Here is a 21655-nt window from a genome sequence, read left to right as displayed (position 1 = left end):
GCGGCCTGACAGCCGGGATGGATTATCGGCGCGGAACGCTCGAGTGCGGATACGCAGCCGTGCCGACACGGCCCGACCGGTTACTCACTCACCCGAATGAGGACCTTGCCGGTTACTCCGCTCTCGACCGCGTCGTGGGCAGCGGCAGTGTCCTCGAGCGGAAAGTAATGCACCGGTAGCCCGTTGGCCTCGCCGACACCCATGGCGCCGTCGCGGACCGCGGCGGCCACGTCCTCGCGCGCATTCGCCAGCGCGTCGTCACCGACGGTGTAGAGGACCAGGAACTGGTAGCGAGCGTTGACCCACATGTTCGACAGGATGTCGAGTTCCACGCTGCCGCCGCCGTCGTTGGCGTAGATCGAGATCGTCGCCCGGTTCGACACCACGGCCGCGTCGAGCGCCGCGTTCGTCCCGGGGGCGACCTCGACGACGATGTCGACCCCCTCGGGCGCGATCTCGCGGATCGCCGCGGCGGTGTCCCCGGCTTTGTAGTTCACGACGTGATGGGCCCCCGCCGAGGCTGCCAGCGCCTCCTTGTCGGCAGTGCTGACGGTGGTGATGACGCGGGCGCCCGCCCAGCGGGCCAGCTGGATGGCGGCGTGGCCGACCGCCCCGGCACCGCCCGCGACGAGCACCGTCGCGCCGTCGAGGGCGCCGGGCGCCAGCCGCGACGGCCAGTTCTCCGCCACCGTGAGCGCCCGGTGCGCGGTGATCGCCGGCACCCCGAGGCTCGCTCCCACGTCGAATCCGACGGAATCGGGCAGCGGAACCACCGACGCGACGGGCAGCACGACGTATTCCTGGGCTGTACCGTCCGGGCGCTGATGCTGGGCCATGAAGACCCAGACCCGGTCACCTACCGCGAGGTCGGTGACGTCGGCACCCAGTGCGTCGACGACTCCGGCGCCGTCGTGGTGGGGGACCACCTCGGGGAACTCGAGCTGCTGGCCCGGGCTCGTGCCCATCCTGTGCTTCCAGTCGGTCGGGTTGACACCGGACAGCACGATGCGTACCCGCACCTGCCCCGCGTCCGGCTCGGGGACCTCGCGGTCCTGTAGGTGAAGAACCGAGGAGTCGCCTGTTCGGGAGTAGGTGATCGCCTTCATGAGACGGACAACGCGATGCGCGGCCGAGGATGTTCCGAGCGGTGCCGATCTCGTGGTCAACAGCGGGGCGCCGGGGTCACCTCACCGCGCCGCCGAAGCTGGACTTCCCGCTGAGTTCTCGTCCTGACCGGCTGTCATCACCCAGCGGATGCCGCCGACGAGCACCCGCCCCGCCGCCCGCACCGCCGTTGCTTCCAGAGGCGGGAAGTACGGCAGCCACAGCGGCTTTCTCGCCCAGGCAGGCAACATCGCCACCGCGGTGGCGGCCAGCACCCCGTACGGTGCGCGCGCCGGCAACGGCAACGGCGGCGTCAGCAGCAAGAAGCGCGCGGCGTCGCGGGCGGCAGGCGTGCCGCGCAGCTCCGGCCGGTACCCGGTGATCCGTTCGCGCAACTCGCCCTCGGTCCGGGGCGGGTCGAGCACCCCCAAAGCGGTTGCGACGCGGGCGGTGTCGGCGACGTAGGCGTCGCGGCCGGCCTGGTCCAGCGGCCTGGCCCCGTAGAGCTGGTGGGCCAGCAGGAAACTGTCGATCTCGGCGATGTGCACCCATTCGAGAAGGTGGGGATCGCCGGCTTCGTACGCAGTGCCGTCCGGTGCCACCCCGCGGACGCGGCGATGGATGCCGCGGACCTTGTCGACGGCCCGTTGCGCATCGGCGTCCGGTCCGAAGGTCGTAACCGCGAGGAACGTGCTGGTGCGTTGCAGCCGTCCCCACGGATCGGCGCGGTAGTCGGAGTGGTCGGCGACGCCGGCCATCGCCAAGGGGTGCAGGGACTGCAGCAGTAACGCCCGCAACCCTCCGACGAACATCGACGCGTCGGCGTGCACGCGCCGGATCGGGCGGTCCTCGGCGAACCACCGCGGACCCGGCGTGCCGTGGATTCGTGCCCGGTTGTCCGGCCCGTCCGGGCCCGCGACCATCCCGAACACCGCGCGGCCCAAGCCGCTCCTGATCGCCGTCACTTCCCGCGCCAGCACCATGTCCTCGACGGTACGTGGCCTGTCAGGGGAGTGGGGTGGTGTGGTGCACGGGCTGGCGGTCGGCCGCGTCGCTCGAGGAGAGCAAGTGGTCAGAAAGACTGCTTCAGAGGGTCGGCCCGGACTACAACAAACCGCGCGGGATCGGTGCCGGAAGCTGGATCGGGGGAATGTCGGCCGGAAGGACGACCTCGGGGATGGGGGCGGGCAGCGGCACCGGCGGCACCGAGGACGGGAACTCGACTGTGGGGATCTCCGCGGGCAGCTCGACGACCGGGACGTCCGCGGGGTACGGAAACGGCGGCAACCCGGCCGGGATGGGCAGCACCGGCAGCGGTAGCGCCGGAATGGCCGGCGGCGGAATCACCGGAGGACCAGGATCGTTCTGCGCGGGCGCAGCCCCAGCGGACCCGACACCCACGGCGGTGAAGGTCAGTCCGAGTGCCGCGGCGGTGATCACCGCCCGGCGGGTGCGCGCCATGTGATCACGATAGCTCTGCGGTGATGCTCGTCGATGGGATTGCACGGCAACAGAGTTGACGTGCAATGCGGGCGACGACCTGCCACCGCCGCCGCGGGCCGGGTCGACAACATACGGCCCGTGCTGCGACGCGCGGTGCCTAACCCCTCTGCGCCGAGAGGGAATCGAGGCCCACCAGGCCCGCGAGTTGCTCGCTCGAATACTGCCCCGGACCGTGCCCGTCGCGCGAGGCTGCGCGCGCTGCGCGGGTCAACGCGGAGTTGATCGGCGCCGCGCTGCCGTACCGGTGCGCAAGGCGCACGATCTCGCCGTTGAGGTAGTCGGTTTCGATGTTGCCGGTGTGGCGGCTCAACGACTGGGAGGTGGAGTTGTTCGGCGCGTCCTCGAACCCCGGTACCGGCCGGGGGGTGGGCCCCTCGGAACGGACCAGTGTCGACGTCTCGAAGGGCACAAAGTCGATCTCGGCGCGACCCAGCACGTCCACACCTTCGGCAACCGCTGCGCCGACAACCGCACCCACGTCGGCGCCGTGGCGCGCGAGAGCCCCCACGGCATTGCCGAGATTCATCAGCAGCTTGTTGTACTTCCACGGCGCAACATCGTCGGGCGTGCGCACACCGATCCCCGCAGTGCTCCACGTTGCCGCCAGGTCGGCCAGAAACTCCTCGTCGGCCGAGGTCCGGATCGAGGCCGGCCAGCGGGCGATGTGAAACTGGCCCACCACCGGCCAGGACCGCGCGACCACCTCGCCGGGCTCCAGATGCACCGCGGGGCACCAGACACAGACACCGAACACCCGGGCGAAGTACCGCAGCGCCTTCTCTTCGGCGACGACTCCGTTCAGTGCGGTCAACACGGGCAGCCGTTCTCCCGCGGTGCTCACGGTGCCATCGGAGGCGTGCACCGGACGGTCGACCCACTGCTCGAGTGCGGCGTCGAGCTGTTGGGTCTTGGTGGCGAACACCAATACGTCGCGCTCGGTCAGGTGCAGGTCATCTGGGCTGGACGCCGTCTCGATCGGCGTGCGGACGACGCCGTCGGGGGTGCGCAGGGTCAGCCCGTCGGTGGCCAGGACCTCGGCGTTTCGGCCCCGCGCCACCATTACCACGGGTACGCCGGCACGTGCCAGCACCCCGCCCACACAGCCGCCGATCGCGCCGGCGCCGATTACCACGTATCGGTAGTCGTTTCGGGCAGACACCCGCCGCTCCTTCCGCTTGGTTCACCACGTCCCCCTGCGCGACACTACGACGCGTTCCTGGGTGCGGGTGGCTGTCGGTGACGACGACGCCGCGAACTGGATGTCTCAACCGCCGACGATGGTCCTCAGCACCACGTAGAACACCGACGGACCCAGCAGGCAGCCGATCCCGGTGTAGAACGTTGCGGTCATCGCTCCGTAGGGCACCAGGCGTTTGTCGGTGGCCGCGAGGCCGCCGGCCACCCCGGAGGTGGTGCCCATCAAGCCGCCGTACGCCATGGCGGACTTCGGGTTGTTCAGACCGATCAGCCGGGCGATCATCGGGGTGCCGACCATCACGACGACGGACTTCACCAGCCCGGCAGCCACCGACAGCGCGATCACCTCCGAGCTGGCGCCCACCGCGGTTCCGGTCACCGGTCCCACGATGTAGGTGGCGGCGCCGGCGCCGATGGTCGCCAACGATTCGGCGTCGCGGTAGCCGAACGCCGCAGCGACGCAAGCGCCGACGATGAACGACACCACCACGCCCAGCACGATCGACAGAGCGCCGGCTGCCCCGGAGCGCCTGATCTCTTTCAGATCGACGCCGTAGGCGGTCGACACGATGGCGAGGTCACGCAGCATCGCTCCGCCCATGAGCCCGAGCCCGGAGAATATGGCGATGTCGGCCAGCCCGTCTTCACCGCCGGTCACCACGCCGCCCCAGTAGGCCAGCGCCAGTCCGAGGATGATCGCAACGGCCGATCCGTGCAGCCTGCCGCGGGTCAGAGTTCGCGACAGCCAGCCCGACAGCAGCATCAGGGCACCGACGACCACGAAGGCCACCAGCAGGTTGTTTTTCTCGAATACCGAACTGAGAAGTTCCATCTCAGGCCTCCTGCTTTTCTTCTTCGGTCAGTGGCGGCAGCGGTTCGGCGGGTTCGCCGATCCGGGCCAGCACCGGAACCAGCGCAGCACCGGCGGCCAGCGCCGCGAGCCCTGCGAGGATCGCCATCGGACCGCCGGTGATTGCCTGTGCGACGTTCTGCGTGGAGGCCATCGCGATCACGATCGGGATGTACATCGCGCTCCAGAACAGCACGCCCTGTTCGCTTGCCTTGGGGAACTTGTCTTTTCGACGCAACCAGTCGGTGGCGAGGATCAGCATGATCATCGCGAACCCGACCCCGCCGACATTGGCGTCCACACCCAGCGCGACGCCGAGCAGTTCACCGATCGCTGCGCCGGCGAGCATGCAGAGCGCCAACGCTGCCACTCCGTAGAGAACCATCTTGTACTCCTGTGTTGAAGGGTTTCAGGCGTCTACGCCGTCGAACAGATTGGCGTAACGCTTGCGAAGTTCGGCTTTTTGCACCTTCCCCATGACGTTTCGGGGTAGGGCATCCACCACGCGCACCGCGCGGGGTTGTTTGAACCGCGCGAGGTCGCCGGCGACGTAGTCCAGCAACTCGCGGTCCTGGGGCTGCTCGCCCGGTGTCGGGACAACAACGGCCACCACGGTCTCGCCGAACTCCGGGTGGGGCACGCCGATCACGGCGGACTCCAGCACCTTGGGGTGGCTGTCGAGCAGTTCCTCGATCTCCTTGGGATAGATGTTGTATCCCCCCGAGATCACCAGGTCTTTGTCTCTTCCGACGATGCAGAGGTAGCCGTCATCGTCGATGCGGCCCATGTCGCCGGTGATGAAGAAGCCGTCCGGGCGGAACTCGGCGGCCGTCTTCTCCGGCATCTGCCAGTACCCGGAGAACACGTTGGGTCCACGGACCTCGACGATGCCGACCTCGCCGTCGGGTAGTGACTGTCCGGTCTCGCGGTCGACAACTCGGATCTCGGTGCCCGGTAGGGACTTGCCGACGGTTCCGGGTTTGCGCGGACCGCCCTCGTACGGGTTGGTCGTGTTCATCCCGGTCTCGGTCATTCCGTAGCGTTCCAGGATCGCGTGGCCGGTGCGGGCGGCGAACGCCTCGTGGTCGCTGGCCAGCAGCGGCGCGGATCCCGAGACGAACAGCCGCATCGCCGCACAGTGTTCGGCGGTGAGCCGCGGGCTCTTCAGCAGGCGGGTGTAGAAGGTGGGCACGCCCATCAGCACGGTGGCGTGCGGCATTAGCTCGACGATGGCCTCGGTGTCGAACTTGGGCAGGTAGTGCATCGAAGCGCCGGCCGCCAGTGTCATGTTGGCCGCGACGAACAGGCCGTGGATGTGAAAGATCGGCAGGGCGTGGATGAGTCGGTCGTCGCCGGTGTACTGCCAGGCCTCCAGGAGGGCTTCGCAGTTGGCGGCCAGGTTGCCGTGAGTGAGCACCGCGCCCTTGGACCGTCCCGTGGTGCCGGAGGTGTAGAGGATGGCGGCCGGGTCGGCCGCGTCGGCGGCGAAGATCTCCTCGTGGCGGTCCTCGTCGCGCAGCAGCGTGCCGTCGCCGGACTCGCCGAGGGTCTCGACGACGAGGTCCTCCTGAACATCGGCGTAGTCGCCATGACGGTCGGGCGCGCAGACGAGGACCCGGGGCTGCGCGTCACCGAGGAAATACCGCATCTCGGCGCCGGTGTAGGCGGTGTTGAGCGGCAGGAAAACCCCACCGATCTGCAGGGTGGCCAGATACAGCGCGATGGCTTCGGGTGATTTCGGCACCTGCATCGCGACGCGGTCGCCCGGCGCGACACCGTCGGCGAGTAGTCGGGCGGCGATGCGATGCGCGATCTCGGCGGTCTCGCGGTAGCTGACGGTTCGCCCGTCGGGTAGTTCGAAGAGCGCTTTGTTCGGTTGGCGCGCAACGTGGTCGGCGAACGCTCGATAGATGGTGGGGTAGGGCGCCATCGGCGGTGTTCCTCTCTGGTGGTGGTTCAGCGGTGTGCGTCGGCGAGGCTCTGGAGAGGCCCCGTGACGGCGACGCTGCGCCGACGCACGAATTCCTCGTGGCGGCGTTCGAGATGGTCGGGTTCGTAGAGGTAGTTGACCATCGCCCCGTAGGACTGCTGCCAAGCTCGTGGACTGGGATTTGCCGGCCAGTTCAGCCGCCACGCCGCGGCCCCGTTGCCCAGGTGGAAACGTGCGACCGCGTCGACGGGGCGTCCGTCCTCGCGCCGCTCGACGGCCAGGTAGGTGTACAGGGCGGACAGCAGACGGTCGTGGATCTTCGCGACGCGGGCGGCGCTGAGGTCGGCCGGCTGGAGCTCGTCCAATTCGTCGGACAGTGACCGGAGTTCGGGGTTGGTTTCGGTCTTGGCGCTGAGCCAGGTCCGGAAGCCGGGGATCGGTGACAGGGTGGCGAACTGCCGAAGGTGAGGTAGCTCTGCGCTGACCTGCTCGATCACCTGCTTGATCAGGAAGCTGCCGAAGGACACGCCCGCCAGCCCGTCGAGCGCGTTGTTGATCGAGTACAGCGCTGCGGTGTCCGCGTTCGACGGGTCGAGCGGTGAATTCGGTTCCAGCAGCGGAGTGATTCGGTCCGGTATGCCGCACACGAGAGCGACTTCGACGAAGATCAGTGGCACGTCTGTGGTCGCGGGGTGAAAGAACGCGTAGACGCGGCGATCATCGGGTTGCAGGCGTCGACGAAGTTCGGCGTCGGTGGCCATCGGGTGGACGCTTTCGTAGCGCAGCAGGTGTTGGCGCAGCTGTGGCGGCGAGTTCCAGGTCACCTCGGCCATCTGCAGGAATCCGCGGTTGAACCAGGATGTGAGGAGATGGTGGAAATCGTGGTCGAGGGGCCGCAGACCGGGGTGCCGGTGCATCAGGCGACGCAGGTCCGAGCGCATCTCGACCAACGCCAGTGTCGCGCCCGGGGCGTGGTTCATCCGGCGGAGCAGCTGTTGGCGGGCCGGTTCGACCGCGCTGAATAGCCCAATCAGCTCATCGCCGGCGTGCGAGCCGGTCTCGCGGACATCGTCCCACTGCCGGAACGCGGTGCGAACCCGTTCGGCGTCGACGTCGTAGGCGGTATTGATGTGGTTGAAGAAGTGGAGTTTGGCGTCGTCGTCGAGGTCGGCGTAGGCGCTGAGCGCCGCTGTCGCGATGGCCCGCAGGGAGGCTTCGCCGACATCGCTCATCAGGGTTTCGCACGCCGCGAGCAGCCCGGTCAGTGACCGGCTGTCAACGCATTTCATGGTGGGTCCTTCCCCGGTGTCCGGCTCGCACCTCTGCCGAGGTGACGCAACCCATATACATTCTTGATCGTGATATATATAACATCGACCATAACGGATAAAAGTGAGCTGCACCACCCCCGGGATTGGTTAATCTGGGCCGAGGAGGTGGCGAATGGTTCGAATCCCGGAATCTCAGCGGGTGCGGGATGCGTTGGAGAACGCCGTCCTCGACGGCCACTATCGGCCCGGGGAACGCCTGGACCCGGCGCAGCTGGAGAAGGAGTTCGGCTGTTCACGCACTCCGATCCGGGAGGCGCTGCAGGCGCTGGAGCGCTCCGGGCTGGTCCAGATCCGGCCCAAGCAGGGCACGTACGTCACCGAGCTGAGCATCTCGGAAGTGGCTGAACGCTTCGAGGTCATGGCCGAGCTGGAAGGTATGGCGGCGAGGCTCTCCGCCGGCCGTATCGAACGGGCAGCCCTGGCGGAACTCGAATCGGCCCTCGCGGAATGTGAACTCCACGCGGTCGAAGGCGATGCCGACGCCTACTACTATGCCAACGCCCGTTTTCACGGCGTCGTGTATGACTCGTGCGGTAACGACTACCTGCGTCAGCAAGCCCACGCGCTGAAGCGGGTCCTGCAGCCGTACCGGCGTTTACAGCTCCGAGTGCCCGACCGCATGCGACGCTCTCTGGCCGAGCACCGAATCATCGCCGACGCCATTTCCCGGGGTGACGCCGGGATCGCCGAGGACGCCGCTCGTGATCACGTGCTGGTCCAGGTGAAGGAATTCAGCCACCTGGTCCGCACGTGGCGCCAGCTATCTGCCAGCTGAAACACACCCGACCAGGTTCGGGATTTCAGTAGGTCGACTGGGATTACGCTGTGATGGTTCTCCCGTTTGGGCCCGCACCGCTTCAGCGGGAGAGGTTGCTTGGGACGGCCCCCTGCCGAGCACGGCCAATCGCAGCGGCGGTAGCGCGGGAGGCGTCGGGGACACACGTCAGGGCCGGGTTGGTAACCACATCCGACATCGAAAGTCGCGGGCACCAGCGAGGTGTTCTCACACCGTGGTGAAGCGACCCCGCGTCGACGACAGGGGTTCCAAGGTGACTCACTCTGTTGTCGTGGCGGTTAGGGAAGCTCGGTCGGGCGGTCGTCGGCCGAGACGACCTCCGCCGCGCCGGTCCACCGGTCGCTGCTGGCGGCGTGCACGGCGGCCGCCTTCTCGGCGGATTCCCGGTCGGGGTGCGGTGGTTCGATGGGCTTGCGTTCACCATCGACGATGTGGACGACCATCCACCCACGGTCATTGTGCTCAACCTCGACGGTGACGTTGTCGGGGCGATCCTGTGCTCCAGTCATGAGGGGGAAATACCCTCCGCCGAGAATGGCGAATCGCTGCCGCAGGCGGCCGCCGGTTGTCCTGCGTGCGCTGGGCCAGATCCGACCGGCCGTCGTGGCGATCGCGTCGCCGAGAAGCCACGAAGCCCCGGCGTAATGCCGGGGCTTCGGGCTGCGGGATTCGCCGGATCTACTCCGCGGAGTCGGACGAGTCCGATCCGGCGTCGCTCGAGGAATGCTCCCCACCGGAGGATGAATCCGCGGCGCTGTCGTTGTCCGACTCGGAATCCGACTCGCGAGCGTTCCCCGCGCTCGCCTCGTCGGCCTCGTCGGCCAGCGTCGCCTCCGTGGCGGCCTCGTCATCGGCGGCAACGTCATTCTCGTCGGTGTCCTCGATGACGGGGCTGACCTCGTCATCCCCCTGCACGTCCGTGGCGTCGACGGTTGTCGCGCCGTCGCTGCCCTCGTCCTCGGTGACGTCGGCGCCGGACCCCTCGACCGGTGCCTCGGGGACGTCGTTGACGTCCTGCGTCAGAACGGGGGCAGCGGCGACGAACGACCGTGCCGCCACGGCGGGCACGTCATTGCGGCTGTAGGCCTTGTCGATCTTGGCTTTCAGCTCCGCTTCCCGGGGTGCCAGACTCGGAAACAGTTGCACCAGAGGAAGTTTCTTGGTCGGAACCAGGTAGTGGGTGGTGGTGCCGCCCTGGGCGTTGACGTCCACAGTGATGTTTTCGGCGGGCACGTTCGCCAGATCGGCATACATCACCGGGACGTGGACGAAGATGGATCCGGCGATGGCGTTGACGATGGCCAGCACGTTGAACGGGCGATCCGGGAAGTCGGCCATCCCGTCGTATTCACCGGTGACCACGACGATGTCGTACGCGGTCTCCGGAGCCGGCTGATACGTGTAGTCGTACTTGCTGTTGTAACGCGCCTTGTCGATCAGCTTCTGCCGGCTGGAATCGGCCACCACGATGAACGTGATCTGGTCTTTGTCGGGGGCGTCGGCATCGGCAGCCATCTCGCGCAGCACCTCGTTGACGACGAGGGACCCTGCCGACAGGCCGACGACGGTGACCTTTTCACCGCCGAGCACATTGCCGTTGGCATCCTTGGCGAGACGAGCAAGTGCCGCGTCGATCTGGGCGTCGAGATTCGCCTTCCCGACGTTGATCGACGCGCCGAGCGTGAGATCGCCGCGTCCGGTGTACGGGCCCGCCTCGGCGGGCCACTTGACGCTGACACGCTCTTGGTTCTTCAGCGCGCCGCCGAGCAGTGGTGACATCAGCATGTCCGACAGTTGCGGCGTCGCAATCCCGCCGATCACCAATGCTGAACTGGCCCCCCAACCGGCCGTCGCTGTGGACACGGCCAACGCGACGGAAGCAAATGCCGTGCCGCAGGCGATGCCTGCTTTGCGCATGTTGATACGCATGTATACCCCTGGATTGCTGAAGAAGATGAGATTCGCCGTGATCGGCGCATCGGAAGCATATGGGCGTAATCGAGACACGTATAGAGCAAAGTATTAGTTCTCTAATTTACGTGAGTGTGGCAAACGCAACGATGCAGAGGTTCAGCCTGCTCTGTCTTGATATAACAACAGCTAAAAGCGAAATCTGCTTGCTGTAATTTTCCGCAAACAAGCCATTGTGGAAAATATATTACGTCTTCGAAAAAAATCCAGTCAGCACAGTCGCACGCCAATCATGATCATGTGTCGGGCGTGGTGGCTGTTGACGTCGCGGTCACCGCATCGTGATTGGCCCGCAGGGTCATCGCCACCGCACCGGTGACTCAGCCCGCACGGGCTCTTCAGCAAATGCGTGGAAGGACGGTCTGCGCCCAGCCGGAGCGTGGACTCGCGGCGGCCCGGATGCCGACGTCGCGGGTGGTTGCCGTCACGCCGATAGCGCGTCCGCAATCGCGCGCCCCAGCCGCTGTCCCGACAACCACGCTGATTCGACGCGCGGGGCACCGGTCGGGCACCACGCATCACCGCAGACGCCTACCAACCGCGGGCCGTCGATCAGCGCGAACTCGTCCTGGCCGTGAGTGCCCGCGGGCTTCGCGAACGTCCATCGGTGCGCATGCGTCCACACCGGTTGCTCGGAGACGCCGAGCGTGCGGTCCAGCGCAGCCAGCACCGGCGCCACCGCGTCCTCAGGCCGGTCGAGATGGGCGCGGGCACGTGCCGCGGTGGCGTGTGCGACGAGAACGGCTGCGCCGTCGCCACGACGCGCACCGTCATCGGCGATGAACGACACATCCGGGTCGTCGTTGACGAACGCGGCATCGGCCACAGCCCAACGCCGTTCGGTCCAGCCGGCCGCCACGGCGATCACCGGCTCGAACGCCACCCAGTCACAGGCGTCCGGTGCCAGGCGGGCGGCCTGCGGGTCGGGCATCGCCAACACCACCGCGTCGTGAGACAGCTCGTCGAGAGAGCCGATCGGCCGTTCGAAGCGGACGTCGTCAGGCAGCAGGTCACGCACCAGCGAACGCAAGCCGTCAGACGTCGCGAATCGCATGGGGCCTGTGGTGGAGTCGCGTCCACCGGGGGACACCACGTCGAAGGTGTCGGTCCAGCGATGGGCCAGGCCGCGGCCGATCCACCCGTCGGCCACGGTGGCGAACGCGGGATCCTTGACGGTGAAGTACGCGGCCCCCATGTCCACCCGGCGGCCGTGAAGGGTCGGCGAGGCCATCCGTCCGCCGGGGCCGCGGCCCCGCTCGAAGATTTCGACGCCGATGCCGCGCTCCCCGAGGGCCTGCGCGCACGCCGCCCCGGACAGTCCCGCTCCGACAACCGCGACGCGTGCTGGTGCCATGACCGCGAGGGTAGCCGCGGCCGGCGCCCACTATGCGGCACTGTCAACGGGTTCCCGGCTATGCGGCACTGCCACCGGGCGACCCGCGAGGTGGCCCTGCCGGCCGCGACTCAGGGCGTAGCGCGCGCGGCCCGCGCCCAGGCGAGCGGGTTGAGGTGACGGAACGGATCTGTCGACCGCGTGATCTGCAGCTGGCCGAGGATCGACTCGAGGGACGTCTGAGTGCGCTCCTTGACCGCGGCTTCCCACTCGGCGGCGGTGACGCGGGCGGGTCTCGTGGTGTCGATCGGCGATCCGAAACGGAGGTACATCCGCTGCGGCCGGGGAACGAGACTGGGCCCCACTCCGCGAATGAGTGGGATGCCGACATTGTTGACCCCGTGCAGTCGGGTACCGAGCCCCCGGGTCATACGTTCCCAGGTGCCGTTGCGTTCGACGACGCTGTGGTAGACGTCGTCGCCGCCGATCAGCCCGACCGGAATGATCGGGTAGTCGTGGGCGATGGCCAGCCGTGCGAAGCCACTGCGCCCCTCCCACAACAGTTGGTATTGCTCGCCTTTGAACTTGAGCATGTCGCGGCCGCCGCCGGGAAAGACGAGCACCGTCTCGCCGTGGCGCATCAATTCGGCGCCGGTTTCGGGATCACCGACCACCGCTCCGGCCGCTTCCAGCAGGTCGCGGGTCAAGCCGCCCGCGTCGGCCAGCTGCCGCGTCGCCAGTCCACGCACACGTCTGCCGAGTTCGCGATGCACGAAGTAGGGGATCAGCACCACCTCGGCCCAGCCGGACATCGTGTGGTTGCCGACGAGAAGGAATCGGCCGTCTCGCGGCAGGGCGCTGAGGCCGTCGACGTAGACGCGGGACATATCGACGACGGGTGCTATCGCATCGGCGATCGTGAAGATCGCTTTCTCGAGGGATCGCACCCTGGCCGGTCTGTCGACGAGGCCGTCGATCATCGCTCCTCCTTCACCCCCCGCTGCTGAGGCCACGATACCCGACAGACTGACCAAACGACCGTTTTGGTCAGTATGGTCATCAAGCCTGTTCCAGGCGCTAGACTGACCGCCGTGAACACCCCGGCAGCGGATCTGCCTGAGCAGCAGTCGACGAAGGCGGCCCGCCTGCTCGCGTCGGCCAGTGAACTGTTGCTGTCCCGTGGTGCGCGCGGCTTCACGGTCGCCGACGTCGCCAAGCGCGCGCACGTGGGCAAGGGCACCGTCTACCTCTACTGGCCCACCAAGGAAGATCTGCTCATCGGGCTCGTCGGTCGCGGCTTCCTCGGGCTGTTGGACGACCTGATTCAGCGGATCATCGACGAACCTCACCTCGCGCGGCCGTCGCAGTTCTGTCCGATGATGCTGGAGGTCGCGACCAGTCAACCGCTGCTGGCTGCGCTGCAGCGCCACGACGACGACCTGCTCGGTGTTCTCGCCGATCACCCGCGTTCGGTCACCCTGCATCACACCCTCGGCCCAGGCGCGGTGATCAGCGCCGTCCTCCCGGTCTGGCGCCGGCACGCGATGGCGCGGACCGACTGGGACACCGACGATCAGGCGTTCGCGCTGCACAGCTTGATCACCGGTACCGCCTTGTCGCTCGTGGGCCCCGATCCGGGGCCGGGTCCTGCCGGGGATCCGTTGAGCGTGCTGGGCCAGGCGGTCGCCGCGCTCGTGGGCCCCGATCTCGCGGACGAGGATCAAACCCGCAGCGCCGCAACCGCGGTCATCGACTTCCTGAGCGAGGGCCGAGCCACGGTGCTGCGGCTGACGAGCTAGGGCGCCTACTGCGTGATCTGCGTTGCCGTGGAGAACGACGAGGCGTGCCTCCCATTGCGAGCAGAGGTCAGCTGCGGGACTCCACGGCGCCGGCGCACAAAAATGACATGTTCGGCATAAGTGTTCACTCGCGATCGGCGGTGTTCTAGCGTGAGGCTGGCCGCTGACTCGGCCGTCAATTATCGAGATTGGGAGTGCAATGGCGCAGTTGTCGGTCTGGATGGGTGCGGGCGTGGTGGCCGCCGGAATGTCGGCGGCGTTGATCGCGGGCGCTGACACCGCGAGTGCGGACACCGACACCACGGGCGGCAGCGCCAGTTCCGTCGACAGCGCCACCACGGCGGCCGCCGATGACTCGGACGGCGAGTCCAGCGACACCGACCAGGCCGGTGACGTCGGAGCCTCTGACGCCGGCGAGGACGCTGACGAAGACGACGCCGAGGACTCCGACGACACGGAGCTCACCGAAGAGCTCACCGACGATGCTTCGGACGCGGACGATGAGTCGGACCTGGTCGGCGCAGTCGAGGACGTCGACGCCGTCGAAGATCTCGATGTGGTCGACGATGCCGAGGAGCAGACCCGAGAGTCCGGTTCAGGTTCCACATCGCAGTCGACTGTCGACGTGACCGACACGGCTCAAGCCGCCGACCCGTCCGAGGGTGACGCCGTCGTCCCCGAGGCCGAACCAGAGGTGCTCGAGGGCGAACCCGGCAAGGCCGACGCGCTCACCGCCGCTCCCCGCGACTCCGTGACCGCCGAAACGGAGTCCGCATCCGAGATCCCGTCCGAGGCTCGGTTGGCCGCCGAAACCGTTGCCGCGCAGCGCACGTCGTCGGCCCTGAGCGCCCCGCAGATGATGGCGGCACCACAGCCACGAACATTTCAAGAGGTCATCCAGTCGCTGGTCATGGACATCATCGGGGTGGCCGTCCGGTTCGTCTCCGGACCGCCGATCGCCGCACCGGGCACCGACGTGACGGTGCGCAGCTCGAGGCTGGAGATCACCGAGGGCCGATACGTGCGCGCGGACTGGTACTACCCCGATACCGACGAACCGCCCCAGCGGTTGATCTACCTGCAGCACGGCTACCTCGGCGTCGGCCCGATGTACAGCTACACCGCGTCCTGGTTGGCACACCGCACCAACAGCATTGTCGTGGCGCCGACACTGTCGTCGAATCGGTATGTCCGAGATGGGTTCTGGCTCGGTGATGACCAGGTGTACCGTGCCACCGCCGATCTGCTTCTCGGTGACCGGGAGGCGCTGACGGCCAGTGCGGTGGCCGCCGGTTTCGCCAAGAAGTACGGCTCCGGCGCCGCGCTGCCGGAGACATTCACCTTGGTCGGGCACTCCCTGGGTGCCGGAGTGGCCGCAGGCGCGGCGGGGTACTACGCCGACGCGGTGATCGCCAGCGGCGCCGCCAACCGGCTCGCCGGCATCATCCTGCTCGACGGGGCTCCGCCGGGAGATGTGCTGGGTCGAGCGCTGGACAAACTCGACGGCTTGGGCGTCGACATTCCGGTGCTCGAGCTCGGTGCGCCTCGGGAGGAGGGTTCCCGCCGAGTGGACGAGGCCCTCAACGGCCACCGGCCCGGACGCTTCAACGGGATCGTCCTCGACGATGGCCAACACTTGGATTCGATGCAGGGCGGAAGCTGGCTCATCCAGCTCGTCTCATACCTGTATCAGGGATTCCCGACCGAGCAGAACAAAGCGGCGGCGCAGACCATCATCGCCGGGTGGGGCAACGACATCTTCGCCGGGCGAATCGATCCCACGACGGGCCTCTGCGACGCTGAGGACTGCGCCGGCATCTACGCCGCCCCCGGCCAGACGGTGTCGATCGAGACGCCCAAGGGTCTGGCGACCGGCGCGGTGATCGGCAGCGTGATCGCCCCGACGAGCGTTGAGTTTCAACCGCTGGCGGCGACTTCGTTGATGTTCACGCGGTTACCGGCGATCCGGCTGCTCATCGGCGGCTGAACCGTGTAGGCGGTCAGACCAGAAGAATCCGGCGGTCCTGCAGCTCCTCGCACCGTCGGACCTCTAGTGGGCTCGCCGCGAATCGGGTGCGGCGACGGGCTTCGAGCGCAAAACGGTCGTCCACGACGCCCTCGTCGACCAGGTCCGTGTCCAGGAAGTCCTCGTCCACGACATCCTCGTCGAGAAAATCCGCGTCGACGAAGTCCGCGTCGACGAAGCCTTCCTCCATGAGACCGTCATGCGCGAACGGGCGATGCCGGCGGCGTGCAGCCCGACGGTCCTGCTCGGCGATACGCTCGACGAAGTGGGTGACGATCCACCCTGTACCGCACAGCGCCAACGCGAGACCGAAACTGAGTGGTGAACCGACGAGCATCGCGACCAGGGCGAAGGTGCCCGAGACAACCGAGACCATGATCGCCGCCGAGTGGATCACGGCATATCGACGTCGCCGACCGGTGGTTGATGTGCTGAGTGTCATGTGTCGTTCCTCCACTCACAGCGATTCCCACCAGCCTGCGCCGTGAAACAACATTCATGTGATTCGTCGGAAGTGACGTGTTCAGAACGCGCCGGAGGCCAGGAGCCGACAGGCGGTGTCGAGGTCGGCCAGCGCGTCCTCGACGGCCAGTGCGCCGCCGACAGTCCAGGTCATGATGCCGAAGGCGGTCTGTTGGATGAGCCGTGCGCGGCGTACCTGTTCGACGGTGGGGGCATCGGTGCCGGCAGTCTGCAGGATGAGATCACGCAGGGTGGGGTCGTCCGTGTCCTCGGAGTGTGCCCGCACGAGTTGGGTGGAGGTGACCATGGCGTGTGCAAGGTGTCTGTGCCGCAGCAGATCGCCGCAGGCCTTGACCATCAGCGCAGCGATGTCGTCGACAGTGTCACCGGTCGGTGCAGGCGGCCGGAACAGAGACACCTTCTCGGTGAGCACTGCAGCGAAAACATGGTGCTTGGACGGGTAGTAGCGGTACAGCGTCCGCAACGCGACCCCGGCCTCGGTGGCGATCTCCTGGGCATGGATCCGGTCGAGTTGCTTTGCCGCGCCCAGTCGTATGGCCGCGGTCAGGATCGTTGCCCGCCGACTCTGCTGCTCGTCGCTGGCCGGCTGCGCGGGCGCCCGGCCGTCACCGATCCGCGCCACCGCACCAGTATCGGATTTCGGTCGGCGATCTGACGACGCGGTACCGATCAGTGGGACCGGTCGGGCGAGACGCGCCGCGCGCGGCCACGATCAACTCGTGTCCTATGCGAAGTACGGTCCGTGGGCGGTGATCGCGGGTGGTTCGGAGGGTGTCGGCGCCGAATTCGCGCGGCTGCTGGCCCAGGCGCGGGTGAATCTCGTTCTCATCGCCCGCAAACCCGCGCCGCTGGAGGCGACCGCCGCGGCCTGCCGCGAGCTGGGTGTCGAAGTACGCACCGTGGCAGTCGATCTGACCGACTCCGCGGCAGTGGGTTCGGTATTGGCCGCCACCGATGGTCTGGAGGTCGGTCTACTCGTCTACAACGCCGGAGCCAACACCTGCAGCGCGGAGTTCCTCGACGCGGACCTGGCCGACTTCGGCCGGGTCGTCGACCTGAACGTCATGACGATGATGGCGTTGGTGCAGCACTACGGCCGGGGGATGCGGGACCGCCGCCGTGGCGGCATCCTGCTGGTCGGGTCGATGGCCGGTTATCTGGGCTCGGTTCGTCACACGGTGTACGGCGGGGTCAAGGCGTTCGGGCGGATCTTCGCCGAGGGGCTGTGGCTGGAACTGCGTGACTACGACGTCGACGTGCTGGAACTGGTTCTCGGGGTCACCCGCACGCCCGCCATGGAACGGGTGGGTCTGAATTTCGACCTTCCCGGCCTGCGGGTCGCCGATCCGGCAGAGGTCGCCGCGGAGGGACTGGATCGGCTGCCCCACGGGCCGGTGCACATCGCGGGCGGCAACGCCGAGGACGTCGTGCGGCGCAACGATCCCGACCGCGCCAGGGTGGTCGCGGGGACACACAGGATGATGCAGCGACTGCTCGGTATCTCGGATTAACCGCGCCCGAGAACCTTCTTGATCCCCGCCGCGGCCTCGACCACGAGGGATCGGTGCCGGTGTGTGAATCGTGTTGCCTCGGCGACGATCCCGACCGATGCGCCCGATCCGACACCGGCAGCGGCCGACACCATGCCGGCGCCGTGGTCGCCGTCGCGGACCACCACGCCGCCGCGGGCCCGGTGCAACTCAGCCCACCAGCGCGGTCCCGGCCGGAAACCGGATCCCCCCTGTTCGAGTGCGGTCTCGACGTCTTCCGGGCTCATTGCGGCCAGCGCGGCGATCCCGAGCGCAACCCGGTGGACCGGTGCCCGTGCTCCCACTGCGGTGGGCACCCGTTCCGCCGCGGACCCACCGAGTTTGTCGAGGTGGACGATGTCGCCACGGTCCACCGCGCCGAGGTGCACCACCGCCCCGGTGCGCATCAGCAGTCGGTGCAGTGAGGGTGCGGCGGCGGCGCGCAGCGTCAGGTCGCTGAGGGCCGTGACTGGGGAAGGTGACGCCCGCACGCCCAACCCGTAACCCCGAATGCAGTGGGTCAGCCAGCCCAGCCGCACCAGCTGGTCGAGTATCCGATGCGCCGACGATCGGGGGAGGCCTGTGCGGCCGGCGATCTCGTCGAGTGTCAACAACTGGGCGCCGCCGCCGAAGCAGTCGATGATGACGGTGAACCGGTCCAGCATCGAGGTCGGCGCGGGATCGCTCAGCGCTGCGGTCATTCACCACCTCATCGCCAGAAACGAGAATTGATTCTACCCGGGTACGGTAGCGGTCCCGATCACCGAGACGCAAGCACCACCCGCCCACCCGAACGGCTACAACGAAACCGTGCGGATCGGACTGTCCACGCCCGTGGTCATGCAGCTGCCCGGGGTGTCCTCCGCGTGGGAGGAGCGCGCCGGCGCCGAGGAACTCGCGCGCATCGCCCGCACGGCCGACGAGCACGGCTTCGACCACCTGACCTGCCCCGAGCACGTCGCCGTACCGGCGGATGAGGTAGAACGGCGCGGCGTCACGTATTGGGATCCGTTGTCCACGTTGAGTTTCCTGGCCGCGCACACCAGACGGCTGAAGCTGGTCACCGCGGTGCTGGTGCTCGGCTACCACCATCCACTGGAGATCGCGAAGCGCTACGGGACCCTCGACCGCATCAGCGGCGGACGACTGGTGCTCGGCGTCGGGGTGGGTTCGCTGGCCGCCGAGTTCGGCCTCCTCGGCGCCGACTACGCGCGGCGGGGTGCGCGCGCCGACGAGGCCATCGCGGCCCTGCGCGCGTCGATGTCGAACACCCGGCCCCGATTCGACGGCGAGTTCTACCGCTTCGACGGCTTCACCGTGCAGCCCTGTGCCCAGCAGGCACGAGTGCCGATCTGGGTCGGCGGACGCACGCTGCGCTCCCTGCGCCGCGCCGCACGGCTCGGTGACGGCTGGATGCCGTTCGGACTCCGGACGGCGCAGATCCACGACATGCTGGCGCGGGTGGACGCCCCCGCACCCTTCGACGTCGTGCTGCCCACCGGCAGGCCCGTTGACCCGCTGGGGGATCGCGCCGGCACCCGGGGGCGACTGACCACGTTGCGCTCGGCCGGAGCCACCGCCGTCACCTGCACAGTGTCCGCGCAGTCGGCCGAGCACTACTGCGAACAACTCGGCGCGCTCAGCGAAGTGGCCGCCGAGATCACCGAGGAGACGATGTGAGCGACGAGCGTCTCGACGCACTCGAACGACGACTTCAGGCCCTGGAAGACGAGCGCGCCATCACCCGCATGATCGCCGCATACGGACCACTGGTCGACAGCGGCGATGCGGCAGCCGCGGCCGACCTCTGGGCCCCCGAGGGCACCTACGACGTCGGCGACTGGGTGATGTCCAGCCGCGCCGACGTCGCCGCGATGGTGGAATCCGAGGCGCATCAAGGATTGATCCGCCGCGGCTGCTGCCACTTCTTCGGGCCGCCGGTGGTCACCGTGACCGGTGACACCGCGGTCGCGGTCTGTGAGTCCGTGTTGGTGGTCCGAGGCGACGAACACGGCTATCGGATCCTGCGCGCCGGGGTGCATCTGGTGAATCTGCGCCGGAACGGCGAGCGTTGGCAGATCACCGACCGCACCGCGCGCCAACTCGACGGCAGCGGCGCGGCGGCCGAACTGGTTACGGTCGGGCTGAACGGGTGGGGCCGGTGACCGGCTCGTTGCACGGCAAGGTCGCGTTGATCACCGGTGCCGGCGCGGGTATCGGCGCCGGGCTCGCGCGGCGCTTCGCGCACGAGGGCGCGCGGGTGGTGGTGGCGGAATACGACGCCCTCGCAGGCGCCGCCGTCGCCGATGAGGTCGGTGGGCTGTTCGTCGAAACCGATGTGGCGCAACGAGATCAGGTCGAGGACGCCGTGGCCGCAGCGCTGGCCGAATACGGTGCGCTGGACATCCTGGTGAACAACGCGTGGGGCGGGGGAGCGCTCAACCGCGTGGAGACGAAAACCGACGAGCAGGTGACCCACGGCATGGCGGTGGGCTATTACGGACCGTTCTGGGCGATGCGCGCCGCATACCCCGCCATGAAACGACGCGGCTGGGGCCGAGTGGTCAACATGTGCAGCCTCAACGGCGTCAATGGGCACATGGGCTCACTGGAGTACAACGCCGCCAAGGAGGCGTTGCGCACGCTGACCCGAACTGCCGCGCGCGAATGGGCTCCGACCGGGGTGACCGTCAACGCCATCTGCCCCGCTGCCAAGAGTCAGGCGTTCTTGCGGGCCATGGCCGACTATCCCGGAATGGAGGAAATGGCCGACGCGGCCAACCCGATGGGCCGGATGGGTGACCCCTACGAGGACATCGCGCCGGTCGCGGTGTTCCTCGCCGGCGAGGGATCCCGTTACGTCACCGGCAACACGCTGTTCGTCGACGGCGGCAGCCACATCAACGGGGTGGCCTGGGCGCCCGATCTCGGTTGACGAGGGCAGGCGCCTATCTCGGGGCCAGATCGTGCAGGACAGCGTCGGCAAGCAGCGCGGGAAGGTAGTGGCCGGCGGACGCCACCATCCTCAACGTGCCGCTCGGCAGCGAGTTGGCCAGGCGGCGAGCATGTTTCGCGGGAACGAGGGCGTCCTGGTCGCCCTGCCACACCGTGGTGGGCTGGCGGACCGACCCCAGTTCGAATCCCCAGTCGCGGCCGATTCGGCGGTAGTCGTCGGCGGTACCTCTCACTCCGTTGACGGTGGCTTCCCGCACCGCGCCGACCACCCATCCCAGCGGCTTCCCGCTCAACGCTGCCCCGTCCCTGCGCCCCGCAGTGCGAAGCACCTCCCGGGCGAGGTAGCGGTCAGGCGCGGCACGACTGGCCCGGATCAGCGTCGCGGCAACAACCGGCGACACCTGTGCGGCGGGGATCAGAACCCGGTCTGCCCACAGCCCCAACTCGAACGCCTGGCTGATGTGCTCCAGAGGAGCCATCCCGGCCAACGTGGCGACAGCGCGCACACGCTCGGGCATCATCGCCGCGCACGCCAGGGCGTACGGTCCGCCCGCGGACCAACCCGCGACGGCGAATTGGTCCAGGCCGAGTGAGTCAGCCACCGTTTCGACCAGGTGTGGCCATCGGCCGATGTGCGACAGGTGACGATAGTCGCTGCGCCCGATGCCCGGCCGATCGATGGCGATCACCTCGGCGCCGCGCTGCCTGCCGGCAGCATCGAAGAACGTGGCGTCCAGCGCGGAGCTCAGCCCGCCGTGGCACCAGACCACCGGCCGGCCACCGAGTTTGCCGAACCGGCGAACACCCACGTGGTGCCCGTCGGCCGGCACAGACGAAGCCGGGGCCAC

23 protein-coding genes are annotated in these 21655 nt (G+C 68.0%); 7 read left to right on the top strand and 16 right to left on the bottom strand.

Translation table 11 applies throughout. The features are described from left to right. Nucleotides 1-80: 80 nt before the first annotated feature. The 8 genes from J3476_RS07435 to J3476_RS07400 all read right to left on the bottom strand — a co-directional run bounded on the left by J3476_RS07435 (nucleotide 81) and on the right by J3476_RS07400 (nucleotide 7873). Nucleotides 81-1106: an NADPH:quinone reductase gene (locus J3476_RS07435; protein ID WP_207065854.1), complete on the bottom strand. Its 1026-nt coding sequence runs from the start codon at nucleotides 1104-1106 to the stop codon at nucleotides 81-83. An 81-nt stretch (nucleotides 1107-1187) separates the two neighbouring features. After that, nucleotides 1188-2087: an oxygenase MpaB family protein gene (locus J3476_RS07430; RefSeq protein ID WP_207065853.1), complete on the bottom strand. Its 900-nt coding sequence runs from the start codon at nucleotides 2085-2087 to the stop codon at nucleotides 1188-1190. Between the two features lie 121 nt (nucleotides 2088-2208). Further along, nucleotides 2209-2565, bottom strand: coding sequence for a hypothetical protein (locus J3476_RS07425; protein WP_207065852.1), 357 nt, complete (start codon nucleotides 2563-2565; stop codon nucleotides 2209-2211). A 139-nt stretch (nucleotides 2566-2704) separates the two neighbouring features. Further along, nucleotides 2705-3766, bottom strand: a complete 1062-nt coding sequence (locus J3476_RS07420; RefSeq protein WP_286182711.1) for a ketopantoate reductase family protein — start codon at nucleotides 3764-3766, stop codon at nucleotides 2705-2707. Nucleotides 3767-3871: 105 nt separating this feature from the next. Continuing rightward, a complete protein-coding gene (madM, locus tag J3476_RS07415) occupies nucleotides 3872-4636 on the bottom strand; it encodes a malonate transporter subunit MadM (protein ID WP_207065851.1) in 765 nt (254 codons plus the stop codon). Nucleotide 4637: 1 nt separating this feature from the next. After that, a complete protein-coding gene (gene madL / locus J3476_RS07410; RefSeq protein WP_207065850.1) occupies nucleotides 4638-5039 on the bottom strand; it encodes a malonate transporter subunit MadL in 402 nt (133 codons plus the stop codon). Between the two features lie 24 nt (nucleotides 5040-5063). Then, nucleotides 5064-6584 carry an AMP-binding protein gene (locus J3476_RS07405; protein ID WP_207065849.1) on the bottom strand — a complete coding sequence of 507 codons (1521 nt, stop codon included), beginning with the start codon at nucleotides 6582-6584 and terminating at the stop codon, nucleotides 5064-5066. A 26-nt stretch (nucleotides 6585-6610) separates the two neighbouring features. After that, a complete protein-coding gene (locus tag J3476_RS07400) occupies nucleotides 6611-7873 on the bottom strand; it encodes a malonyl-CoA decarboxylase domain-containing protein (RefSeq protein ID WP_207065848.1) in 1263 nt (420 codons plus the stop codon). Nucleotides 7874-8027: 154 nt separating this feature from the next. Here J3476_RS07400 and J3476_RS07395 point away from each other — a divergent pair, with 154 nt between their 5' ends. After that, nucleotides 8028-8690 (top strand): GntR family transcriptional regulator, encoded by a 663-nt coding sequence (locus J3476_RS07395; RefSeq protein WP_286182710.1) that lies wholly within the window; start codon nucleotides 8028-8030, stop codon nucleotides 8688-8690. A 299-nt stretch (nucleotides 8691-8989) separates the two neighbouring features. Here the strand turns inward: J3476_RS07395 and J3476_RS07390 are convergent, their stop codons facing one another. The 4 genes from J3476_RS07390 to J3476_RS07375 all read right to left on the bottom strand — a co-directional run bounded on the left by J3476_RS07390 (nucleotide 8990) and on the right by J3476_RS07375 (nucleotide 12995). Then, nucleotides 8990-9220, bottom strand: a complete 231-nt coding sequence (locus J3476_RS07390; RefSeq protein ID WP_207065846.1) for a hypothetical protein — start codon at nucleotides 9218-9220, stop codon at nucleotides 8990-8992. 169 nt (nucleotides 9221-9389) lie between these two features. Then, a complete protein-coding gene (locus J3476_RS07385; RefSeq protein ID WP_286182709.1) occupies nucleotides 9390-10640 on the bottom strand; it encodes a PE-PPE domain-containing protein in 1251 nt (416 codons plus the stop codon). A 466-nt stretch (nucleotides 10641-11106) separates the two neighbouring features. Next, a complete protein-coding gene (locus tag J3476_RS07380) occupies nucleotides 11107-12036 on the bottom strand; it encodes an NAD(P)-binding protein (RefSeq protein ID WP_207065845.1) in 930 nt (309 codons plus the stop codon). A 110-nt stretch (nucleotides 12037-12146) separates the two neighbouring features. After that, nucleotides 12147-12995, bottom strand: coding sequence for a lysophospholipid acyltransferase family protein (locus J3476_RS07375; protein WP_207065844.1), 849 nt, complete (start codon nucleotides 12993-12995; stop codon nucleotides 12147-12149). A 111-nt stretch (nucleotides 12996-13106) separates the two neighbouring features. On the opposite strand from J3476_RS07375, the gene J3476_RS07370 reads away from it, so the two are divergent. Together J3476_RS07370 and J3476_RS07365 are read left to right on the top strand one after the other, a co-directional pair. Continuing rightward, complete coding sequence (locus J3476_RS07370) at nucleotides 13107-13814, top strand: TetR/AcrR family transcriptional regulator (protein WP_286182708.1); 708 nt, start codon at nucleotides 13107-13109, stop codon at nucleotides 13812-13814. A gap of 199 nt (nucleotides 13815-14013) precedes the next feature. Beyond that, the gene (locus tag J3476_RS07365; RefSeq protein ID WP_207065842.1) at nucleotides 14014-15801 is read left to right on the top strand and encodes a hypothetical protein; all 1788 of its coding nucleotides are present in this window, start codon (nucleotides 14014-14016) and stop codon (nucleotides 15799-15801) included. 13 nt (nucleotides 15802-15814) lie between these two features. Here J3476_RS07365 and J3476_RS07360 read toward each other — a convergent pair whose 3' ends face one another. Continuing rightward, nucleotides 15815-16282, bottom strand: coding sequence for a hypothetical protein (locus J3476_RS07360; RefSeq protein WP_207065841.1), 468 nt, complete (start codon nucleotides 16280-16282; stop codon nucleotides 15815-15817). 81 nt (nucleotides 16283-16363) lie between these two features. Then, nucleotides 16364-16945: a TetR family transcriptional regulator gene (locus J3476_RS07355; protein WP_207065840.1), complete on the bottom strand. Its 582-nt coding sequence runs from the start codon at nucleotides 16943-16945 to the stop codon at nucleotides 16364-16366. Between the two features lie 97 nt (nucleotides 16946-17042). Here J3476_RS07355 and J3476_RS07350 point away from each other — a divergent pair, with 97 nt between their 5' ends. After that, the gene (locus J3476_RS07350; RefSeq protein WP_286182707.1) at nucleotides 17043-17834 is read left to right on the top strand and encodes an SDR family oxidoreductase; all 792 of its coding nucleotides are present in this window, start codon (nucleotides 17043-17045) and stop codon (nucleotides 17832-17834) included. On the opposite strand, the gene J3476_RS07345 is transcribed toward J3476_RS07350, so the two are convergent. Then, nucleotides 17831-18553, bottom strand: a complete 723-nt coding sequence (locus J3476_RS07345) for an IclR family transcriptional regulator (protein WP_207065839.1) — start codon at nucleotides 18551-18553, stop codon at nucleotides 17831-17833. The genes J3476_RS07350 and J3476_RS07345 overlap by 4 nt on opposite strands. Before the next feature lie 109 nt (nucleotides 18554-18662). Here J3476_RS07345 and J3476_RS07340 point away from each other — a divergent pair, with 109 nt between their 5' ends. From J3476_RS07340 to J3476_RS07330, 3 genes are read left to right on the top strand one after another with little or no spacing between them, the layout of a single operon-like run. Next, nucleotides 18663-19532, top strand: a complete 870-nt coding sequence (locus J3476_RS07340) for an LLM class F420-dependent oxidoreductase (RefSeq protein ID WP_207065838.1) — start codon at nucleotides 18663-18665, stop codon at nucleotides 19530-19532. Beyond that, entirely contained in the window at nucleotides 19529-20017 is a 489-nt protein-coding gene (locus tag J3476_RS07335) for a nuclear transport factor 2 family protein (RefSeq protein WP_207065837.1), read from the top strand. Before J3476_RS07340 ends, J3476_RS07335 begins: the two co-directional genes overlap by 4 nt. Continuing rightward, nucleotides 20014-20787: an SDR family NAD(P)-dependent oxidoreductase gene (locus tag J3476_RS07330; protein WP_207065836.1), complete on the top strand. Its 774-nt coding sequence runs from the start codon at nucleotides 20014-20016 to the stop codon at nucleotides 20785-20787. Before J3476_RS07335 ends, J3476_RS07330 begins: the two co-directional genes overlap by 4 nt. Before the next feature lie 13 nt (nucleotides 20788-20800). Here J3476_RS07330 and J3476_RS07325 read toward each other — a convergent pair whose 3' ends face one another. Continuing rightward, nucleotides 20801-21616, bottom strand: coding sequence for an alpha/beta fold hydrolase (locus tag J3476_RS07325; RefSeq protein ID WP_207065835.1), 816 nt, complete (start codon nucleotides 21614-21616; stop codon nucleotides 20801-20803). Nucleotides 21617-21655 lie beyond the last annotated feature (39 nt).

It is taken from the genome of Mycobacterium sp. PO1 (genome assembly GCF_017312405.1).
GTDB lineage: Bacteria > Actinomycetota > Actinomycetes > Mycobacteriales > Mycobacteriaceae > Mycobacterium.
The sequence above is the reverse complement of the archived record's forward strand: the minus strand, read 5'-3'. Positions and strand labels throughout refer to the sequence as shown.

What these genes read in the sequence shown, in the direction of transcription:
- J3476_RS07430 (WP_207065853.1), bottom strand. Translation starts at nt 2,087, where the DNA reads ATGGTGCTGGCGCGGGAAGTGACGGCGATCAGGAGCGGCTTGGGCCGC.
- J3476_RS07390 (WP_207065846.1), bottom strand. Translation starts at nt 9,220, where the DNA reads ATGACTGGAGCACAGGATCGCCCCGACAACGTCACCGTCGAGGTTGAG.
- J3476_RS07360 (WP_207065841.1), bottom strand. Translation starts at nt 16,282, where the DNA reads ATGACACTCAGCACATCAACCACCGGTCGGCGACGTCGATATGCCGTG.
- J3476_RS07405 (WP_207065849.1), bottom strand. Translation starts at nt 6,584, where the DNA reads ATGGCGCCCTACCCCACCATCTATCGAGCGTTCGCCGACCACGTTGCG.
- J3476_RS07425 (WP_207065852.1), bottom strand. Translation starts at nt 2,565, where the DNA reads ATGGCGCGCACCCGCCGGGCGGTGATCACCGCCGCGGCACTCGGACTG.
- J3476_RS07380 (WP_207065845.1), bottom strand. Translation starts at nt 12,036, where the DNA reads ATGGCACCAGCACGCGTCGCGGTTGTCGGAGCGGGACTGTCCGGGGCG.
- J3476_RS07365 (WP_207065842.1), top strand. Translation starts at nt 14,014, where the DNA reads ATGGCGCAGTTGTCGGTCTGGATGGGTGCGGGCGTGGTGGCCGCCGGA.
- J3476_RS07435 (WP_207065854.1), bottom strand. Translation starts at nt 1,106, where the DNA reads ATGAAGGCGATCACCTACTCCCGAACAGGCGACTCCTCGGTTCTTCAC.
- J3476_RS07345 (WP_207065839.1), bottom strand. Translation starts at nt 18,553, where the DNA reads ATGACCGCAGCGCTGAGCGATCCCGCGCCGACCTCGATGCTGGACCGG.
- J3476_RS07400 (WP_207065848.1), bottom strand. Translation starts at nt 7,873, where the DNA reads ATGAAATGCGTTGACAGCCGGTCACTGACCGGGCTGCTCGCGGCGTGC.
- J3476_RS07395 (WP_286182710.1), top strand. Translation starts at nt 8,028, where the DNA reads ATGGTTCGAATCCCGGAATCTCAGCGGGTGCGGGATGCGTTGGAGAAC.
- J3476_RS07385 (WP_286182709.1), bottom strand. Translation starts at nt 10,640, where the DNA reads ATGCGTATCAACATGCGCAAAGCAGGCATCGCCTGCGGCACGGCATTT.
- J3476_RS07375 (WP_207065844.1), bottom strand. Translation starts at nt 12,995, where the DNA reads ATGATCGACGGCCTCGTCGACAGACCGGCCAGGGTGCGATCCCTCGAG.
- madM (WP_207065851.1), bottom strand. Translation starts at nt 4,636, where the DNA reads ATGGAACTTCTCAGTTCGGTATTCGAGAAAAACAACCTGCTGGTGGCC.
- madL (WP_207065850.1), bottom strand. Translation starts at nt 5,039, where the DNA reads ATGGTTCTCTACGGAGTGGCAGCGTTGGCGCTCTGCATGCTCGCCGGC.